This is a genomic window from Paenibacillus sinopodophylli (assembly GCF_005930355.1).
Classification (GTDB): Bacteria; Bacillota; Bacilli; order Paenibacillales; family Paenibacillaceae; genus Pristimantibacillus; species Pristimantibacillus sinopodophylli.
Genome location: NZ_VDBO01000002.1, coordinates 249,762 through 264,571 on the forward strand (window position 1 = coordinate 249,762; position 14,810 = coordinate 264,571).

At 48.8% G+C, this 14,810-nt stretch carries 14 protein-coding genes; 9 read left to right on the top strand and 5 right to left on the bottom strand.

Annotation, left to right across the window (positions count from 1 at the left end):
• Window positions 1–11: 11 nt before the first annotated feature.
• The 3 genes from FGT79_RS13000 to FGT79_RS13010 all read left to right on the top strand — a co-directional run bounded on the left by FGT79_RS13000 (window position 12) and on the right by FGT79_RS13010 (window position 2,607).
• On the top strand, window positions 12–626 hold the full coding sequence (locus tag FGT79_RS13000) for a DUF3990 domain-containing protein (RefSeq protein WP_138753242.1): 615 nt from the start codon (window positions 12–14) through the stop codon (window positions 624–626).
• Window positions 589–888, top strand: a complete 300-nt coding sequence (locus FGT79_RS13005) for a hypothetical protein (RefSeq protein WP_138753243.1) — start codon at window positions 589–591, stop codon at window positions 886–888. Before FGT79_RS13000 ends, FGT79_RS13005 begins: the two co-directional genes overlap by 38 nt.
• 279 nt (window positions 889–1,167) lie before the next feature.
• Window positions 1,168–2,607 (top strand): PDZ domain-containing protein, encoded by a 1,440-nt coding sequence (locus FGT79_RS13010; protein WP_171056222.1) that lies wholly within the window; start codon window positions 1,168–1,170, stop codon window positions 2,605–2,607.
• A 155-nt stretch (window positions 2,608–2,762) separates the two neighbouring features.
• Here FGT79_RS13010 and FGT79_RS13015 read toward each other — a convergent pair whose 3' ends face one another.
• Window positions 2,763–4,796 carry an LTA synthase family protein gene (locus tag FGT79_RS13015; RefSeq protein WP_138753245.1) on the bottom strand — a complete coding sequence of 678 codons (2,034 nt, stop codon included), beginning with the start codon at window positions 4,794–4,796 and terminating at the stop codon, window positions 2,763–2,765.
• An 18-nt stretch (window positions 4,797–4,814) separates the two neighbouring features.
• Entirely contained in the window at window positions 4,815–5,966 is a 1,152-nt protein-coding gene (locus tag FGT79_RS13020) for a THUMP domain-containing class I SAM-dependent RNA methyltransferase (RefSeq protein WP_138753246.1), read from the bottom strand.
• A 143-nt stretch (window positions 5,967–6,109) separates the two neighbouring features.
• Between FGT79_RS13020 and FGT79_RS13025 the strand changes: the two genes are divergently transcribed.
• Window positions 6,110–6,742, top strand: coding sequence for an O-methyltransferase (locus FGT79_RS13025; RefSeq protein ID WP_425465015.1), 633 nt, complete (start codon window positions 6,110–6,112; stop codon window positions 6,740–6,742).
• A 56-nt stretch (window positions 6,743–6,798) separates the two neighbouring features.
• On the opposite strand, the gene FGT79_RS13030 is transcribed toward FGT79_RS13025, so the two are convergent.
• Window positions 6,799–7,998, bottom strand: a complete 1,200-nt coding sequence (locus FGT79_RS13030; protein WP_138753247.1) for an MFS transporter — start codon at window positions 7,996–7,998, stop codon at window positions 6,799–6,801.
• 406 nt (window positions 7,999–8,404) lie between these two features.
• Between FGT79_RS13030 and FGT79_RS13035 the strand changes: the two genes are divergently transcribed.
• The 5 genes from FGT79_RS13035 to FGT79_RS13055 all read left to right on the top strand — a co-directional run bounded on the left by FGT79_RS13035 (window position 8,405) and on the right by FGT79_RS13055 (window position 13,795).
• Complete coding sequence (locus FGT79_RS13035) at window positions 8,405–10,072, top strand: GspE/PulE family protein (RefSeq protein WP_138753622.1); 1,668 nt, start codon at window positions 8,405–8,407, stop codon at window positions 10,070–10,072.
• Window positions 10,073–10,104: 32 nt separating this feature from the next.
• On the top strand, window positions 10,105–11,142 hold the full coding sequence (locus FGT79_RS13040) for a type IV pilus twitching motility protein PilT (protein ID WP_138753248.1): 1,038 nt from the start codon (window positions 10,105–10,107) through the stop codon (window positions 11,140–11,142).
• A 33-nt stretch (window positions 11,143–11,175) separates the two neighbouring features.
• Entirely contained in the window at window positions 11,176–12,387 is a 1,212-nt protein-coding gene (locus FGT79_RS13045) for a type II secretion system F family protein (RefSeq protein WP_138753249.1), read from the top strand.
• A gap of 187 nt (window positions 12,388–12,574) precedes the next feature.
• Window positions 12,575–12,955: a prepilin-type N-terminal cleavage/methylation domain-containing protein gene (locus FGT79_RS32400; RefSeq protein WP_138753250.1), complete on the top strand. Its 381-nt coding sequence runs from the start codon at window positions 12,575–12,577 to the stop codon at window positions 12,953–12,955.
• Between the two features lie 66 nt (window positions 12,956–13,021).
• Window positions 13,022–13,795: a prepilin peptidase gene (locus FGT79_RS13055; RefSeq protein WP_138753251.1), complete on the top strand. Its 774-nt coding sequence runs from the start codon at window positions 13,022–13,024 to the stop codon at window positions 13,793–13,795.
• Here the strand turns inward: FGT79_RS13055 and FGT79_RS13060 are convergent.
• Window positions 13,792–14,304, bottom strand: coding sequence for a prepilin-type N-terminal cleavage/methylation domain-containing protein (locus FGT79_RS13060; protein ID WP_138753252.1), 513 nt, complete (start codon window positions 14,302–14,304; stop codon window positions 13,792–13,794). The genes FGT79_RS13055 and FGT79_RS13060 overlap by 4 nt on opposite strands.
• 19 nt (window positions 14,305–14,323) lie before the next feature.
• A complete protein-coding gene (locus FGT79_RS13065) occupies window positions 14,324–14,779 on the bottom strand; it encodes a prepilin-type N-terminal cleavage/methylation domain-containing protein (protein ID WP_138753253.1) in 456 nt (151 codons plus the stop codon).
• Window positions 14,780–14,810: the final 31 nt, after the last annotated feature.

Genomic DNA, 14,810 nt, shown 5'->3' on the forward strand with positions numbered 1-14,810 from the left:
GGAGCACGAGGGTGGACATAACGACTCCGCAGCTGTTATATCATGGTACAACAAGCGATACCGTTCAATCTTTTGGGCGTAAGCTGCTCAATTCGCCATACTGGCGTCCAGGCAAGGATTTCGGAGAAGGCTTCTACACAACGATCTCGATCGCGCAAGCGCGCAAATGGTCGCATAAGGCGGCTAAGGAATCTTGGAGTGGCAGTAAGCCGTGCGTGCTTGTTATCGAGTTCGCATCTGTGCCGGAACGGGTGGAGCCGCTGCTGTTTTTGTCGGACTCGCCAGCATGGGCGTCCTTTATCTATGCTCATCGGAGAGCAACCGTCAAGGGTGAGGATCCTTGCGGCATTCATCCGGACATCATAATAGGCCCGATGGCGGACAATGATACTGGAAAAATCGTACATAAAGCAGTACAATTAGAGAAAGATGAGCAATGGTTTTATGAGCAGATTACAGTATCGCGCAAAGGCAGAAAGCTGGATTCGCTTAGGCTCGGGAATCAAGTTGTTTTTTGCTCCGAGCGTTGGGAGTCGCATGTTAAGCTTGTCGGCTGGCATATCTATACGGGAAGCAGGTGGGTGTATCATGAAAGCGAGAGCACAGGTCAGGCTGAGTTTGTATGAGCGAGGCATAGTCGAGGCGCTATCCGCCAATTACGGTTATACTGCTGCGGACGCGAGAGCGCTGGTGGTAGAGTATATCGAGGTCGTACGCAAGCTGGGCGGCTATGATCATTGCGGCTATTATGCCGAGCTAGTTGACCGTGCCCGTCGATTGGGGCATTCGCCAGCGCAGTGGCTGGAGCATATTCAAGGTATAGAGAAGGGCGAGCTTAGGGATCGCGGCATTGCATCCGAAGAACGTCAATATTTGCAGACGAAGTAATAGGATGCAACACTGTTCTTGATTGCCGCCTTATCGGCTGGCAAGAATAATAAATAAACCGAAGGACAGCGTTCAATTCGCTGCCCTTTTCTTTTTACATGGCTATATTCGTTTGTGTATTCATTCATTTAGAGCTTGTGGATTGGGACTCATCAGGTTTATCTAATTGCAAGATAACGATCAAAGTGATCCGTAACGCTAACGTGAAAGCGTAAGACGCTGTTCGTCGTGCTGTTTGTTTCATCTGCGTGTGCATAGGAATAGAAGGAGGAAATGGGAATGCGTAAGCCAGCTGTGTATTACTTGTTCGGATTATGTGCAGCGTTTGCTTGCTTGGTCGCTTCGGAGCTTATCTGGCTGCCAGCTCCGCTGAAGCTTGCGAGCGGCATGCAATGGATTGAAATGATTGATTGGCTGTTCTACCTCGTGGCGATTATCCCGCTATGCTGGGCTGTGGGAGCATTGCTCGGTATATGGCAGCAACGCAAGCGGAAGGGTCTCTTTATTGCTCTGCAAAGCCTTAGGCTTGTAATTGCTGCACTAGGGGTTATAGGTGCATGCCTCATTTGGATTGATCCGGCGAATCTTCTAACGCTGCTGCTCGTTATAGGCGCGGCGGTGCCGCTTGTGTATGCGGATCTGCTGGTAGGCGAGGGAGTAGAGAATGTGCGAGCGGCTAAGCTGCTTCGTGCTGATGGAGGACAAACGGCTCGCTCCAAGCAATCATTTTTGCCGATCTGGCTGCCGAAGCGAGGGACAACGGTACTCATCTTGTCGATTGTTATTCTCCTCGTTCTGCTTTGTCCGACAGGCTATAACGTTACCTATCCCGGAATGACGCTGAATATGAATCGCTACGCGCATGTGGAGGGCGGACAGCAAGGGGGGACGGTTAACGGCGTTCTCGTATTTGATCGGCCTGCCGTACCTGTGGACTGGCTTTATGCGAGCTTGCTGCCTTCTTACAGCTTCGAGAAGAAACCGGAGAATGAACCTCCGCTTACGGAAACCTACACGCAAGTCGTCATGATGAAGACGGATGCGAACAGCGTTGCTGCTGCGGTCGCGATGAAGATGGCCGGTATTGGCAAAGGCGTGACAGCGGACGGCGTTCGCGTTGTAGCGATCGTGAAAGACAGCCCCGCCGATGGCCTCCTGAGGGCAGGAGATATTATTGATCATTTGGATGGACAAGCTGTACGCTCAATAAGCGATATGACCAGCTATATGCAGAAATCGGTAGAGCCGGGAGCCACGGTATCGGTTGCGTTTAGAAGGGCTGGGGAAGCCAAAGTGGAGCAAGTTTCTACGGAGGCCGCTCCTGATCAGGCTGAGAGAGCAGTATTCGGCATTTCCGTACAGACCGAGCTGTTACTTGATATTCCGCGAACGATGGATTACAAACGCTATATGGCTCACATAGGCGGTCCATCGCATGGAGCGATGCTGACGCTTGCCATTATCGATCAGCTGACGCCCGGCGGTGTTACATTCGGCAATCAAGTTGCTGGTACGGGGACGATAGAGGCAGATGGAACCATTGGTCTTATCGGGGGGATTAAGCAGAAGGCATTTGCCATTAGCCGTACGGATGCAGATGTGTTTTTTGTACCAGCTGCACTTGCGGATGAGGCTCGCAGCGGAGCTCCAGAGTTGAATATCGTTCCGGTAGAGAAGATTGATGATGTGCTGGATTGGCTTAGTCAGCGTAAGAAATAGTATTAAACCACAAAGAAGCTCTCCAGCCTGCAGGCTGGAGAGCTTCTTTGTGGTTTGCCACGCATGCGATTAACTAGGCGGTGAAAGTCCACTGTGTGGGTTTGAACTTACCCGAGTACATTTGTTCGGAATGGAAGCCGACCTAGCTTCATTAATCAGCGAGCAGCTGTTTCGATATCGTTCGCAGCGTGCGCTTCGGTAGCGGACTGTTCTTTGAACAGGTCGATGAGGTCGTTCATGATGATCTGATCGGACATGGCAAGCTCGGTACGAGCATTCTCTGCTGCATGCATGCATGCGTTCATATCGGTTTTCGTTTGATTGGGGATGCTCCAGCAAGTTCCATTCTCAACGATGCTGTCAGAGGATGGGAGATAATAGACGTTGCCATCCGTAAACGATCCGTTGCGCTGAACGACAAGCTTGCCTGCTAGCAGCAGCTCGGTAAGCAGCGGCGTGCCGATTAAATATTGATTGGCGGTCGATATGCCGAGAAGATGCATAATCGTTGGCGTTACATCAAGCTGTCCGCCAGCATAGGTATAAGTTCCGGCATGTTCGTTGCCCGGTAGATGAATGAGCAAGGGAACCTGTTTGAGTGCCATCTGGCGTTCTAGTTCATTAAGCGGCTTGCCGAGGAAGGTTTCGAGCAGAGACCAATCTTTAATAGAGTTGTCATGATCGCCATACATCGCCAATATCGTATTATCCCAAAGCCCTTCGTCTTTCAACCGAGCGATAAGCTCGCCGAGCGCAGCATCGACATAATGAATCGACTGCAGATAGTCACCCATGATTGTGCCATCCAGCTCACCTAAGCTAAGCTTTTGTTCAGCTTTGGGCATCGTGAATGGATAATGGCTGGACAACGTGATAAGAAAGGAATAGAACGGCTGTTTTTGCTCAGAAATAACATCCAAGGATTGTCTAAAGAAAGACTTGTCGCCAAGCGCCCAGCCGATTTTCTCATCCAGTGTGAAATGTTTCAAGCTGTAAAAGTTGTCGTAGCGCATGTTGTGATACATCGTGTTGCGATTCCAAAAACCGCCCTCATAAGCATGGAAGACGGAGGTGCTATAGCCTTCATCCTTCAAGGTGGAAGGCATGCAGTCGAATTCATTCGGCGCATATTGGATAAACACAGAGCCATTCGGGACGGGCTGCATCGAGCAGTTGGCCGTGAAATCAGCATCCGAGGTTCGGCCCTGCGCCGTCTGGTGATAGAACTGGCTGAAGTAGGCGCTCTGCTTGATCAGCTCATTCAGATGCGGCGTTATTTCTTGACCGCCAATCGATTGGTTGATCATGAAATTTTGGAACGCCTCAAGCTGGACCATAATGACGTTGCTGCCCGCATATGCTCCATATAGCTTGTCCTGCTCAAGCGCCACGCGTATAGCAGTGCGACCCTCGATCCAGTTCTTCGTTTCCGAGGCTTGCTCGGCAGTGACGGTCTCCGCATCAAACCAGTTGCGCTTCACGTAGCGATAAGCATCGTAACCGTGAAAGCCGAGTGCCCCAGTTACGTTATAGATGGATAGATTCCACCAATTGCCTTCGAATATTCCTTGTCCCCAAGTTCGTTTTGCCTCATTAATATTCGTGAATACGAGTGAGGTTCCGATTCCGAAAATAACAGCGCTAAGCACGACACGAATAACTGCCTTTTGCCAAACGGGAGTAATTCGCCGGTACTCATTCGCATAGCGAAGATCGCTTCTGCCGCGTACTAGCGTATAGAAAGCAAACGGTACGATAATGACCCAGTCCAAAAAGAGTAGAAAGTCTTTGGCGTGAAGCAAGGTGCCTATACTCTCTCCAAGCGAGTCAACCTGGCTGAATTGCAGCAGCACGGGAATGGAGATCAAATCTTGGAAGTAGCGATAGTAAATAATATCGGCGTAAAGGACAAAGGAAGCAATCATATTAAGGACGATAAGAGAAAGAATCCTTCCCCTTGCGGGAAGCCAAATCGTCCAGAAGCTGAACAGAATAATGGCGCCAAGCTCGATGATGGCATCAGTGCTGGTCATTTCCATATTTTTTACATTTAGTATAACTGAGAACAAATATACTTTAGCCATCATCGCAGCGATAAACAACAGCAGGTCAATGGCTTTGAGACGCTGCAGCCAGACTAGAGTGGTGCTCATCGTACGGCGCAATGGCTTTTGATTATTCCAATACATAACGCTAATAGCCTCCCTTTATTGCTGCGAACGATTGCCGCGCGGGGGGAGCGGTCCGAAAAACTGCAAGTAATTACACTCGATGCGACCATTGAAGAGCTTACGCTTCTTATCGGCGGGACGACCGAAATAATGCTCGATAGAAGTGGAAGGGCTGATCGAGAAATACGACCATGTCGGGTAATGAAGCGCAGTTAAGCCGAATTGGCGCATAGCCGCTTCTGCTTGCACATCATCGCCAAGGCGCTCACCATAAGGTGGATTCGTAATGATGACGCCGTAGTCGCCCTCTAGCTTTACTTTCGCAACGGGCTGGACGGTCAGCTTGATTTCTTTGCCGAAGCCGGCTTTCTTAATTGCTGCCTCTGCAATTTCTATAGCCCCAGGGTCGATATCGGAGCCTGCAATTTGCAAAGGAATATTATCCTTAACGAGACCGAATGCTTCGTCGCGAGCTTCATCCCACAGCTCATTCGGAATAAGCGGCCAGCCTTCGCTGTTGAAGCTGCGGCGGAGTCCAGGTGCAATATTCCAGCCGATCATGGCTGCTTCAATTAAGATGGTGCCCGAGCCGCAGAACGGATCATACAACGGGCGTTCTGGATTCCAGCGGCTAAGCTGAACAAGTGCAGCGGCGAGCGTTTCCCTAATCGGAGCTTCAGTCGCGACTTTGCGGTAACCGCGTTTGTGCAAGCCATCGCCCGTTGTGTCGAGCGTAAGCATCGCGCGATCGTTCATCAGCGTAACCTCGATGACATAACGTCCGCCATTCTCAGGAAACCATTCCGTGCCATATTGAGCTGTCATCTTGTCGACAACGGCCTTCTTGACGATGCCTTGACAGGCGGGAACGCTTGTCAGCTGTGACTTCTGCGAGCGTCCATTGACGGGGAATTCTCCATCATTCGGAATCCATGTGGGCCAGTCGAGCGCCTTTGTTCCTTCGAACAGCTCATCGAAGGTAGTGGCAGGGAATTCTCCCATTTTGATCAAAATACGTCCTGCGGTTCGAAGCCAAAGATTGGTTCGGCAAATATCGAGCGGTCCGCCCGTGAAATTCACGCGTCCGTTCTCGACTTGGAGGTCGGTATAACCTAAATCTTTCAGCTCACGTGCGACAACCGCCTCTAACCCCATCGGTGCGGTTGCGATTAGCTGTAACTTTTCCATTGTACACTCTCATTTCATTCATACTTTGCGATATTGGATGCTGCTTCATAAGCCTATGCTTGTATCCCCGTGAACAAAAACATACAATCAAGTATAGGGCAAACCAGCTAGTTTTTACAAATTGTAAAATTGGAGAGAAAAGAATGATGTTACAGGACGAGCAATATGTGGATTCACTTTATGGAGCAGATGCAGACCTTGAGCGTGTGAAGGCAGGCATAGCCGCGAACGGCATGCCGGACATTTCGGTTGCTGACGGCTACGGCAGATTGCTAACGATGCTAGTTAAGCTATCGGGCGCGAAGGCTGCAGTTGAAATTGGGGCACTGGGCGGCTATAGCGGCATCTGTCTTGCTCGCGGTCTCCAAGAAGGTGGCAAGCTGACCTCGCTTGAGCTGCTGCCGAATTACGCAGAGCTTGCTAAAGTGCATATGCAGGCAGCTGGACTTGGTGACAAGGTGGAATATATGGTCGGCGATGCCAAGCAAAGCTTAGCTGAATTGCAAGCCGCGGGCCGGAAATTTGATTTCTTTTTTATCGATGCAGATAAAGAGGGATACCCTGTCTACCTTGAGCATGCGATTGCACTGGCTAACCCAGGTGCGGTAATTGTGGGTGACAACATTCTGCTGCGCGGCCGGACAACGAATCCGGCGAAAGCAGGCCCGTCTGTGCAGGCGGTGCGCTTCTTTAATGAAACAATTGCATCAGATGTACGCCTGCATAGTACGGTGCTGCCGGGATATGATGGACTCGCGATCGCAATTGTAAAGTAGACCTTACTCAAACCATGAGCTGGTTCGGCATTAGCCGAGCCAGCTCATGGTTTTTTTTATAGAGGCCGTTTACGCAGCAATGTCCGCCATACCCAAGCAGCGTTGATCATTAGCATAACTGCGGAGAGGATGAACAAGCCTTTGATGCCGATCCATCCTGATAAAGCACCGCCTGTGATCGGGCCAATCATGTTGCCTAAGCTCATTGTGCTGGTGTTGAAGCTGTAAGAACGGCTCTCCATACCGTCTGGTGTGTATTTTCGAATAAGGGAGTTTACGGCTGGAATAAGCCCCCCAAGGAAAATGCCTAATATAAACCGAGCGACGAGCAGCTGCCATACGGTACCTGCGAGTGCCTGCGGAATGAAAGCAAGCGAGGCACCGACCAGCGCAACTCCGAGCACCCGTTCAGCACCGATACGGTCGCTTAGCCTTCCAAGGAGCGGTGAGGCGACCAAGTTGGAAATGCCCGTGACCGAGCCGACGAACCCAGCAAAAAAAGCAAGATTGGCGGTTGTACCGTGCAGCTCCTGCACATACAGCGGAATAAGCGTCATCGGACTCATCATCGCGAATTGCATGAGGAAGGTGACGGCGAATAACGCAGTGAGCTGCGGGATGCCACTAAGCTTGCGGAAGCCTTCAATAACGGAGGCTTGCACACGTGCTGCTGCTTTCATACGGTCAAACGGTTCTTTCACGACGAACATGGCAAGCAGTGATGCAGTGAATAGTAAGGCTCCGGTCAAATAGAAGATCGGGCGGAAGCCGATCGAATCGGCTAGCAAGCCGCCAATGAAGGGACCGAGAATCGTTCCAGCGATAGCACCGGATTGAATTGTACCCATCGCAAAGCCCATTCGATGCTTAGGTGTCGTTGCCGAGATCAGCGCGATTGAAGCTGGAGCGAAGCCAGAGATCGTACCATTCAACATGCGAAGCAGCAGCAAATGCCAAGGACTAGAAGCAAACCCCATAAGCACCATCACGATTGACATGCCAAAGCCTGAGCGAAGCAGCATCATTTTGCGGCCGTAGCGGTCCGCCATTTTGCCCCATATCGGCTGAAAAATAAATGATGTAACGAAGTTTCCGGCGAAAATAATGCCAGCCCACACACCGATTTCATGTTTATCTGTTAAGCCCAAATCAAATTGCAAATAGAGGGACAAGAACGGAATGATCATCGTCATTCCAGCCATAACGAGAAATTGTCCGAACCACAGCACAATCAAATTCTTTTTCCATTGTTCCATTTGCGAATTATAACATAATTGCCATGACCATTTCCTCGTATGGCAAGCTGTCTTGACGAAAGCGCTTGCGGTTTTTGTGAAACTTATTTTAAATAAATTACTGTAGAAATCGTATGTTCTGTTAAAAATTTACGTTCATTTTAAAGGGAAATGTAGTAGAATAAAGTTGGGTTTCGACACAGAATACCAACGTTTTTTGTCGGTAAACACAAGGTCGTGGTACTCAAGTCCAATTTGAATGATCTCATTTTATCGAATAGGAAAATATAACTATATTAAGCTGTTGAAAATAGGCCGAAAGTCATTGACAGTAAATCTATTAATTGTTTTAATTAAAGCAAGTATAGAAGGTGTTATCGGACGTTTCTACATATATTGCAAATTTATTGATAGATGGTGATGAGTGATGTCAGGTTCCCGCAAGCGAATAGGAGATTTGCTCGTGGATTCCGGCGTAATTTCCGATGAACAGCTCCAGCAGGCGTTAGTGCAGCAACGGGAATTGAAGATGAGACTCGGCGACGTGCTCATTTCCAAAGGCTACATCACGCAGCAGCAGTTTATTGAAGCGCTGGAGTTCCAATTGGGAATTCCCCATGTGCAAATTTATCGCCAGAAAATAGATCCTAAGATTATTCAGCTTATTTCTCAAAAACTAGCAGATCAGCACCGTGTCATGCCGCTTCGCATGGAAGGCAACAAGCTGATTCTCGCAATGGCAGATCCGCTCGATTATTTTGCAATTGATGAAATAAGAATTGCAACCGGCCTACGAGTCGAACCGGTCATTGCCTCCAAGGATGAGCTGCTGCGTGCGATCAGCCGTTACTATGGGCTGCAGGATACAATTGAGCAGATTAGCCAAAATCTGCAATTAAAGGATATCGATGAGGATCATGCGATCCAAGATGAAGATTCACCGGTCGTGAAAACCGTTAACCAAATCATTGTACAAGCTGTTCAGCTTGGCGCGAGCGACATCCACATGGACCCGCAGGACGGCAGCTTCCGTATTCGCTATCGGGTGGATGGTGTGATGCGGACAGAACGGTCGCTTCCGCCTAATATGCACGGGATTATAGTAGCCCGTATCAAAATTATGGCGAATTTGAACGTTGCGGAGCGGCGGCTTCCGCAGGATGGTCGTGTGGAGCTCGATATCGATTTCCGCAAGGTTGATGTCCGTGTATCCACCTTGCCGACGATTCATGGCGAGAAGGTTGTTATCCGTGTGCTCGATCTAGGCAACTCATTAGCGGATATATCGAAGCTGGCCTTATCTGAGCGGAACGAAGCTGTTTTCCGCAAAAGTATTGAAATGGCCTATGGGGTTGTTCTGATAACAGGGCCTACAGGCAGCGGTAAATCGACGACGCTATATTCGGCACTAGCTCATCTGAACAAGGATGATGTTAACATCATCACCGTAGAGGATCCGGTTGAGTACCAGCTCGAAGGCGTCAATCAGGTACAGGTTAATCCGCTAACCGGCCTTACTTTCGCAAGAGGGCTGCGAGCGATACTGCGGCAGGATCCCAATATTGTCATGCTGGGTGAAATTCGTGATTCGGAGACTGCGGAAATTTCAGTCAGAGCTGCGATGACCGGACATCTTGTGCTTAGCACACTGCATACGAACAACGCGGTCAACTCGATTACGCGGCTGATCGATATGGGTGTTGAACCATTTCTGATTTCATCTGCTGTCAACTGTATCGTTGCACAGCGTCTCGTTAGGCGGATTTGCGTACATTGTAAGCAGTCCTATACGCCAATCGATAAGGAACTGGAATTAATTGCTGCGCAAGGCATTCATGTCGAGCAGCTATATAGAGGCACCGGCTGCGGAGAATGCGGACGTACGGGCTATAAGGGAAGACTGGCGATTCACGAAGTGCTCCTTATTGATAATGAGATGCGCGCTTTAATTATTTCGAAACGGTCAGACAATGAGTATTACGAGCATGCCATAAAGCAAGGGATGATCCCGATTATGGAAGATGGACTTAGCAAGGCAGTGGAAGGTCTGACAACGGTGACTGAGGTGTTCCGAGTTCTCGGACACGGCGAATAAATAGTCAACGTTCGGCGAGGAGGTGACGATTCATGCAAGCGGAGGAATTGCTTTATCTCGCTCATTCGAGGCAAGCATCCGATATACATATTACAGTCAACTCACCAGTGATATTCCGGATTCATGGAGAGCTCGTGCCGATGAATGATGAGCTTCTGAAGCCTAAGGATACACTGGAGCTGGCGAAACAATTCATGACCGACGAGCGATACGAATCGCTGCAGGAGAATGGAGATGTTGACTTCTCATACGGAGTGGCAGGACTAGCCAGATTCCGGATCAATGCGTATAAGCAGCGTGGAAGCATAGGCCTCGCAATTCGAATTGTCCCAGGACGAATTCCTTCTATGGAGGAGCTTAGACTTCCGCGCATGGCAGCGGAGTTCGCAAGGAAACCACAAGGGCTGCTGCTTGTGACCGGACCAACGGGAAGCGGCAAATCAACGACATTGGCATCGATCATTGATCATTTGAACCAAACGGCTAACGCTCATATTATTACGCTGGAGGATCCGATTGAGTTTATCTATGATCATAAGAAATCGATGGTGAACCAAAGAGAGATAGGACTAGACACACCGACCTTCTCTCAAGGCTTGCGTGCTGCGCTTCGGCAAGACCCTGATATCGTTCTTGTTGGCGAGATGAGGGACCTGGAGACAATCAGTACGGCAATCAGTGCAGCAGAGACAGGGCATCTGGTATTTGCTACTTTACATACAGCTGATGCTCCGCAGACGATTGACCGAATTATTGATGTATTCCCGCCAGCGATGCAGGCGCAAATCCGAATCCAGCTCGCTGCTGTCCTGCTTGGCGTTATTTCGCAGCGGCTGCTGCCTAAGCCGGACGGCAAAGGTCGAATCGGCGCATTCGAGGTTCTTGTCAATACGCCTGCAGTATCCAACCTGATTCGATCAGAGAAGATTTATCAGATTCGATCGGTTATGCAGACGGGCAAGGCGCAAGGTATGCAGACGATGGAATTCGCACTGCGCGAGCTTGTACAGCAAGGATTCATTCGGATGGAAGATGCGCGTGACGCTTTATTCGGATTCGGCGAGCTATAAGAATGACAATAGAGTGCTAATGGGGTTGGTATAATGCCGAAATATCGGTACAAAGCGGTTACTTCCAGCGGCAAGAAATCTTTCGGTACCCAAGAGGCCAACACGATCCAGCGGGCAAGAGAAGCGCTCGTTGAAAAGGGTCTGTGGGTAACGGAGATTATGGATGCGAACGAAACGACATTGTACAAGGAAATTTCGCTTGGCGGCCCGCGCGTCAAAATGGACCATTTTACCGTTTTCTGTAGACAATTGGCTACGATGTACCGTGCTGGGGTTAGCTTGGTCGAATCCGTGCAGATTCTAAGTGACCAGACGCCAAGCAAAACATTGTCCAAGCTGCTCGTTATTATTGCCGAGGAAATGCGCGGCGGCAAGCAGTTCTCTGAATCGGCAGCGGAGTACCCGACGGTGTTTACTTCTGTCTTCGTCAGCATGGTGAAGGCAGGGGAAGTTGCAGGAAACTTGGATACGATGCTGGAGCGGCTTGCCATCTTCTTCGAGAAGGAACGCAATACGAGGGAGAAAGTAAAGTCAGCTATGGTCTATCCTGCAGTCATGCTCGTCATGATGGTGCTGGTCGTTATCTTTATGATGCTGTTCGTCATTCCGCAATATGTAGTCAGCTTCGAAGGGATGGGCATTGAGCTTCCGCTGCCGACTAGAATCGTAATGGCGGTCAGTGAGTTTATGCAGAGCTTCTGGTATATCGTTATTGCAGCGATGTTCGTACCGAGCTTGCTCTGGAAGCTCATTCGCCGCACGGCGACAGGCAGGCAGCAGCTCGATTACTTCCTGCTGAAGATTCCGGTATTCGGCACGCTATGGCATAAGCAAGCGATTGCTCGTTTTGCCCGTACGTTCAGCTCCTTAATTGCAGCAGCGATTCCGATTATGCAAGGCTTGTCCATCGTGTCGAATGTTGTTGGGAACGAGGCTATCGGGAAAGTTATTTCGGATATTCGTGAGAAGGTGCTTACCGGGGAAGCGATGTCCGAGCCGCTCAAGCAGTCGAAGCTGTTCCCGCCGATGGTCGTGCAGATGATCGCAATCGGCGAACGAACAGGTGCAACAGAGGACATGCTCGATAAGGTAGCGGATTTCTACGAAGCGGATGTCGATCAGATGGCTGACCGCTTGAAGGCGCTGCTGGAACCGCTTATGATCGTGCTGCTAACGGGCGTTGTCGGCGTAATCGTCATGGCTGTTATGATGCCTACGTTCAAAATGATGCAAAGCTATTTGTAGCCTTAGACAGGTGCAAGATGGCACATCGGTCTGAGCATAGGTGTACCCCATGCTCAGAGCAGCTTCACATGCAAGTGTAACGTAAGCAATACCCGTTAACGAGGGCGAGTATTCTGCTCTATTAATGGTTGTTTTATTGGATCGATCAGCTTTATCAAATTTCTCAAAATTGAGAGGAGAATGTTTTATGTTGATGGCATTGAAACGGAATCAAAAGGGTCTAACACTTATCGAGTTGCTTGCTGTTCTGGTTATCGTGGGGATTATTGCGGCAATTGCTATTCCGGCTATTGGAGGGACAATTAGCAAATCAAAAACGAAGGCAGATACGGCGAGCGAACATATGATTCAAGAAGCTGCGGTGCGTTATTTTATTGATCAGGATCCAGAGCTGGCTACAGGAACTACTGTTTCTCAGACTACTCTTGTTTCAGGTGGGTATCTTAATGCAGAAATTACATTTAATGATAAATTAGCAAGAACATTTACTGGAACTAAAACAAATGGCGGTGGTTGGACTGTTGCTGTAACCAAAGCAGGAGCAACAGCAACACCAACAGCTACTTAGTTTAATTTAGAAAGGCAACCCATCAGGGTTGCCTTTCTATAAATTTCCCAGCAAGGAAGAGAGAAAATGACTACACCAGCTATAATCGCTTTTGCGCTACTAGGATTGGTTGTAAGCGGCTTTCTTAGTGCCATAGCTATACAATGGGACTCGCGATTCCAGTCCACAGACCCGCCAATATACACAATAAATAAGCAAGCCAAACCGCATTTCTTCGGCCTTATCCCGATAATAAGAAAAATAATGTCAGGCATTAACCAAAGGAAGATTCAGCCTTCGCTCACATGGCGATATGCAGCAGGGGAATTCGTGACAGCTGTTTTGTTTGCACATGCTGCTTATACAATAGGCTGGAAGCCTGAGCTTCTAGCAATATTATTTTTTATTTGCATTCTCGTTATCATCGTCCAAACCGATCTTACAGATATGATTATTCCAAATAAAGTGGTGGCGGTCGGTGTAATCGGAGCCATCATCATCCGATTATTCGTTCATCCGCTTCCGTTGTTGAATTATGGATTGGCTGCATTTGCTGGCAGCGGAGCTTTGCTGCTCATTGGCATTGTAGGCAGTTGGATATTGAAGAAAGAGACGATGGGTGGAGGGGATATTAAGCTTTATGTGTTCATTGGCTTAATACTTGGCGTAAAACTAACCTTGCTCAGTCTATTTCTCGCCAGTTTATTTGGATTAATCGGAGGAATTGCTTTAATTGCAACAGGGGCGCAATCCAAGGGCAAAACAATACCGTTCGGCCCCTATATCGCAGCAGGAGCAATTGCGGCGTATTACTGGGGGAACGGCATAATTGATTGGTATTTATCCTTGATTGCCTATTAAGGGTTTCTCTGTGTCGTATATACGACTGTCGTTGTTGTTTTGGTTTGATTGTTCGGCAACAGCATCGTCAGCGTAATTTCTATGCTGCGGCCATCCTTCACATCAAAGAGGATATTCTCAATTTTATCTGAGAAGGTGTATTTTGAGGTTGGTGATGCAGCATCATGGCCATTCGCATCTCTTGGTGTATAGGTCACGGTTAACGACTTGCCAGCGCTGTTGTAACTATAATCGACAGCCTCATCATTGTCAGCGCTCAGAAGGCGAAGGCTGCTGGTTTTGCTGGGATATGTTGCGGGAGTATAGCCGTCACGAACCGTCTTAACGACTTGCGTCACAATATCCCGAGATTGTTGCATCGTTTTCTCTCTGCCAGATACCTGCTGGAGACTCGTATTGGAATAGCTTAGCAGATAGATGAGAAAGCCAAGAATAATGGCTGTCAGCACGAGTACGCCGGTCACCTCGACGAGTGTTAAGCCTTTTTCATTTTTCAGCCATTTCGGCATGCTATTCACCCGCTATCTCTTATTTGAATTCTACATAGGCTTCTAGTTGAAACTGCTTTTGGGTGGACAAATCAATGCAGGTTACCGTTATTTTCCTGAATATGCTATCAAGATCAGACACGACACTGCTCGTGAGCGGGACAGCTCCTAATGTAGTTGCACTCGATTGAATCCGAAGCTCATACCGCCGATTACTAGAGTTGGGATAATAGATCGTTGCAGATGAGCGGTCGCGAAGCTGTTGAAGGGATATCGCTTGTCCATAAACGGTCGTGCTCGTGGTGGTGGACTTTAGCTTGTTCTTTATTTCTTCCATCACGTTTCTGGCCGCAATGACGGCATCGTCGGTTTTTTCGTTTGATTTGGTATCGATTGAGGATTGCTGCAAAATGTATGTTATGCCTAGAACGGCAATGCCGAGCAAGACGATCGAGCCCATGACTTCGATCAAAGTTAATCCTTTCTGATTGCGCATCGTGCAGCTCCTTCATCTTCAAGTAGTCGGA